This window comes from Shewanella sp. 11B5, from assembly GCF_002836795.1.
GTDB classification, from domain to species: domain Bacteria; phylum Pseudomonadota; class Gammaproteobacteria; order Enterobacterales; family Shewanellaceae; genus Shewanella; species Shewanella frigidimarina.
The window spans coordinates 1-4,777 of sequence record NZ_PJAP01000442.1 but is presented as its reverse complement, the minus strand read 5'-3'; the positions used below and the strand labels follow the sequence as shown (position 1 = coordinate 4,777).

General features: G+C 41.2%; 6 protein-coding genes. All 6 read left to right on the top strand.

Annotated elements, in window-relative coordinates:
* Window positions 1-776, top strand: a 776-nt coding sequence (locus tag CXF78_RS10310; protein WP_180957104.1) for an FHIPEP family type III secretion protein, incomplete at its 5' end; no start/stop codon positions are given.
* A gap of 29 nt (window positions 777-805) precedes the next feature.
* Window positions 806-2,191 carry a flagellar biosynthesis GTPase FlhF gene (gene flhF / locus CXF78_RS10305; RefSeq protein WP_059747924.1) on the top strand — a complete coding sequence of 462 codons (1,386 nt, stop codon included), beginning with the start codon at window positions 806-808 and terminating at the stop codon, window positions 2,189-2,191.
* A 4-nt stretch (window positions 2,192-2,195) separates the two neighbouring features.
* Window positions 2,196-3,077 (top strand): MinD/ParA family protein, encoded by an 882-nt coding sequence (locus CXF78_RS10300; protein ID WP_011636672.1) that lies wholly within the window; start codon window positions 2,196-2,198, stop codon window positions 3,075-3,077.
* Window positions 3,070-3,789, top strand: coding sequence for an RNA polymerase sigma factor FliA (locus CXF78_RS10295; RefSeq protein ID WP_011636673.1), 720 nt, complete (start codon window positions 3,070-3,072; stop codon window positions 3,787-3,789). The genes CXF78_RS10300 and CXF78_RS10295 overlap by 8 nt, the downstream gene beginning before the upstream one ends.
* Before the next feature lie 44 nt (window positions 3,790-3,833).
* Entirely contained in the window at window positions 3,834-4,217 is a 384-nt protein-coding gene (gene cheY / locus CXF78_RS10290) for a chemotaxis response regulator CheY (RefSeq protein ID WP_011919599.1), read from the top strand.
* A gap of 13 nt (window positions 4,218-4,230) precedes the next feature.
* A partial coding sequence (locus CXF78_RS10285; protein WP_102036719.1) for a protein phosphatase CheZ occupies window positions 4,231-4,777 on the top strand: 547 nt, incomplete at its 3' end.

Below are 4,777 nucleotides of genomic sequence, written 5' to 3'. Positions count from 1 at the left end.
TAGCGATTAATCCAGGCCAAGTTTACGGTAAGCTAGACGGTATTGAAACTCGTGACCCAGCTTTTGGTTTAGAGGCGGTGTGGATAGCGCCAGAGCAACGTGAACATGCACAAACATTAGGTTATACCGTAGTCGATACTGCAACGGTTGTAGCAACTCACATAAGCCAGTTACTGAGTAATAATGCTGCCAAACTATTAGGTTATGAAGAAGTACAACAGTTAATGGATATGCTTGCCAAGAACTCTCCTAAATTAGTTGATGGCTTTGTACCAGATGTTATGCCTCTGGGATCCGTTGTTAAAGTGATGCAGAACTTACTTAATGAAGGGGTATCGGTACGAGATTTACGCACCATTGTGCAGACATTGTTAGAATACGGTACTAAGAGCAATGACACAGAAGTATTAACGGCAGCAGTACGTATAGCGTTAAAACGTATGATAGTGCAAGAAATCTCAGGACCAGAACTCGAAATTCCCGTCATAACATTGGCGCCAGAGTTGGAACAGATGTTGCATAAGTCTATGCAGGCGACTGGCGGTGAAGGACCTAATATTGAACCTGGTCTCGCAGAACGCATGCAGCAGTCATTATTAGACGCTGCACAGAAGCAAGAAATGGTAGGGCAACCAGCCATTTTATTGACATCGGGTATGCTTAGGTCAACGCTGTCAAGATTTGTTAAATACACTATTCCAAATTTACGAGTGATTTCTTATCAAGAAATCCCAGACGAGAAACAAATTAGAATTGTTTCTGCAGTAGGCCAATAGTGATAACGTCAGTTTATAGAGGTGCATAAGTGAAAATTAAACGATTTTTTGCCAAAGATATGCGCGCGGCATTAGCTCAAGTAAAAGAAACCTTGGGTTCTGACGCTGTCATTATGTCAAATAAAAAAGTCACTGGCGGAATCGAAATTGTCGCTGCTGTAGATTATGATGAACCTAAAGCTGCCATCGCATCACAAGCGCCGACAACTGGTTTTATGGATGTCAGTGACGATCGAGTGTCATTAGGCACTAAGCCTGCCATGAAAGCCCAATCAAAGGTGAACCCACCTCCTGAGGCTGATTCTTTACAAGCATTACTCCAAAAACAACATAATCGCATGACACAACAAATGTCTGTGAGCCAAGATGAACCAGATTTACCAGAATGGGCCCGCCAATTACAAGGGGCAAAATCTGCTAAACCAGCATCAACTTTTCAATCGCAAGCGGCACCAGAGCAAGTTAAAAAAACCAATAAAAATCAATCTGCTGATATGGATGCACTGCGCGAAGAAATGGCTTCATTGCGTAACTTATTGACCCATCAAGTTTCATCGTTGATGAAAGACCAAAAAAAGCGTACCGATCCTGTCGGCGCAATGTTAGAAAGTAAATTGATTGCAGCAGAGTTTTCTCCAGCAGTTGCTGCTAAACTAGCTGGGTTAAGTCAACACTACACCCCAGCAGATTTAGTAAGAGCTTTACCACAAAGTTTAGCCAATTTACTCGATAATCAAGGCGATGACATTGTCAAACGCGGTGGTGTTGTGGCGTTTGTTGGTCCAACTGGTGTCGGTAAAACAACTTCTTTAGCTAAGATAGCCGCTCGATTTGCCGCCCATCATGGCCCAGAGCAGGTAGCATTGATTACCACTGACCATTATCGTATTGGTGCCTATGAGCAATTAGCGACTTATGGCAAAATAATGGGCTGTCCGGTTAAGCAAGCACATGATTTAACCGAATTAGAACAAATTTTATATCAATTTAGAAATCGTAAGTTAGTATTAATTGATACGGCAGGTATGGGGCAGCGTGATATGCGCTTATATCAGCAATTAGACAATTTAACAGCAAATAGTAGGATCCCAATACGGAGCTACTTAGTCTTATCAGCGACTGGCCAACGTCGTGTGTTACAAGATGCTGTAGAACATTTTAAACGAATTCCATTAGCCGGTGCGATTTTAACAAAGTTAGATGAATCGATATCAATTGCAGGTGCATTGAGCGTATTGATTCAAAATGAGTTACCATTGAGCTATGTTACTGACGGTCAACGTGTTCCTGAGGACATGAAAGTGGCAGATACGTTAGAGTTGGCTAAGAAGGCTCTCGCGGCGTTAAATGAAACAGAACAACAATCGTCACAAGACACAGTGTGGTCTAATGACACAGCCTATGCATTTGAGTAAAGATATGACTCGGGATCAAGCAAGTGGTTTACGTATGATGAATCAACCAAATAACGATAAAGTTAAAGTAATTGCCGTATCCGGTGGTAAAGGCGGAGTGGGCAAAACCAGTGTGTCAATTAATACTGCGGTAGCACTAGCTGAAAAAGGCAAACGCGTATTAGTGCTTGATGCCGATTTAGGTTTAGCCAACGTCGATGTCATGCTTGGGATACGTGCTGAGAAAAATTTATCTCATGTTTTGTCTGGAGATGCCGAATTAGATGACATCATTGTACGCGGACCTAAAGGTATTGGTATTGTTCCTGCCACATCGGGTTCTCAAGCGATGGTTGAGTTATCGCCAGCGCAACACGCTGGACTTATCCGTGCATTTAGTGAAATGCGTACTCAGTTCGACATTTTAATTGTAGACACTGCCGCGGGTATTTCAGACATGGTGCTGAGTTTTTCTCGTGCATCACAGGATGTATTGATAGTCGTTTGCGACGAACCAACATCAATTACTGATGCTTATGCGCTAATTAAAATATTAAGTCGTGAACATGGTGTGTTCCACTTCAAAATTGTGGCAAATATGGTTCGTAGTCTTCGAGAAGGTATGGAATTATTTGCTAAACTCAGTAAAGTGACTGATAGATTTTTAGATGTTGCTTTAGAATTAGTGGCAACAATACCATTTGATGAAAATTTACGTAAAGCTGTTCGTAAGCAAAAGTTAGTTGTTGAAGCGTATCCTAAGTCTCCTTCAGCTATTGCTTATCATGGATTAGCCAACAAAATTATGACTTGGCCAGTTCCACAACAGCCTGGTGGTCATTTAGAATTTTTTGTTGAACGTCTTGTACAACGTAAGCCGATACAAGAAGGAAGAACGAGTGAATAAAGCCGCAGCGTATACTCAGTTCGATAACAAAACGTCTATTGTTGAACAGTATGCACCGTTGGTAAAAAGAATTGCTCATCATATGCTGGCAAGATTACCAGCATCGGTGCAACTTGATGATTTATTACAAGCAGGGATGATGGGTTTACTTGAGGCCTCTTCTAAATTTGATAACAGTAAAGGGGCTAAGTTTGAAACCTTTGCTGGCATCAGAATTCGTGGTGCAATGATTGATGAAATTCGCCGTGGTGACTGGGTTCCGCGCTCAGTTCATCGTAATAATCGTCTAGTAGCACATGCAATTGATGAATTGGGGCAACTGCTTGGAAGAGATGCCAACGATACAGAAATTGCTGAAAAACTTGATATGTCGCTCGATGAGTACCATCATATCTTAAATGATGTTTCTGTTGGTAAAATCATAGGCATAGAAGATCTTGGTGTTTCGCAAGATGTGTTAATCACAGATAACGAATCACCAGATGAAACCTTTGACTCGCTTGCTGAAATTCAATTCCAATCTGCATTGGTTGAAGCAATTAAGACATTGCCAGAAAGAGATGCATTAGTGTTGTCGTTATATTACGACGAAGCATTAAATTTAAAAGAAATCGGTGCCATCCTTGAAGTTAGCGAATCGCGAGTAAGCCAGATATTAAGTCAGGCAATGCTCAGATTAAAAGCGAAGCTCAAGCATTGGACACAAGAATAATAACTTATCTAGAGCAAACGAGTGTCAGCTCACCGGAGGAAACCTTGGACAAGAATATGAAGATTCTTATTGTTGACGATTTTTCAACAATGAGGCGTATCATTAAGAACTTGTTGCGAGATTTGGGATTTAATAATACCCAAGAAGCAGATGATGGCTCAACAGCCCTACCTATGTTACAAAAAGGCGATTTTGATTTTGTGGTAACAGACTGGAATATGCCTGGAATGCAAGGTATTGACTTACTTAGAGCAATCCGTGCAGATGATTCGTTAAAGCATTTACCTGTGCTAATGGTAACTGCAGAAGCTAAGCGTGAACAGATTATTGCTGCCGCGCAAGCCGGTGTAAATGGTTATGTAGTAAAACCTTTTACCGCAGCTACGTTAAAAGAAAAATTAGATAAAATCTTTGAACGACTCGCATAAGCAAGGATAAGTCATGCAGGCATCAATATCGGGGTTAATCACCCTCGAACAGGCCCAAGAACTTGTTGAATTGCTTACCTTGGGTCAACAAGATAAAGCCGATGAAATGATCAGAGAGCTTGCTACGCCATTGCAGCGTGAGCTTTTTGAAGAAGTCGGTAAGCTAACTCGACAACTCCATAGCGCACTAAAAGATTTTCAAGTTGATAACCGTTTATCTGAATTAGCTAATACTGAAATACCAGATGCTAAAGAAAGATTGAACTATGTTATCGACATGACAGAACAAGCTGCAAATAAAACTATGGATGCAGTTGAAGAATGTCTGCCTTTGGCCGATACCATCATTAGCAATATACAATCAGTGACGCCAATGTGGGATAAATTGATGCGTCGTGACATTGAAATGGGTGAGTTTAAGTCGCTTTGTCATGATGTTCAGCAGTTTATGCTACATAGTGAAAATGATTCTAATCGTCTTCGCGAGTTATTAAATGAAATTTTGATGGCGCAAGACTTCCAAGATTTGACGGGGCAGATGATCCGTCGAGTGATTGATT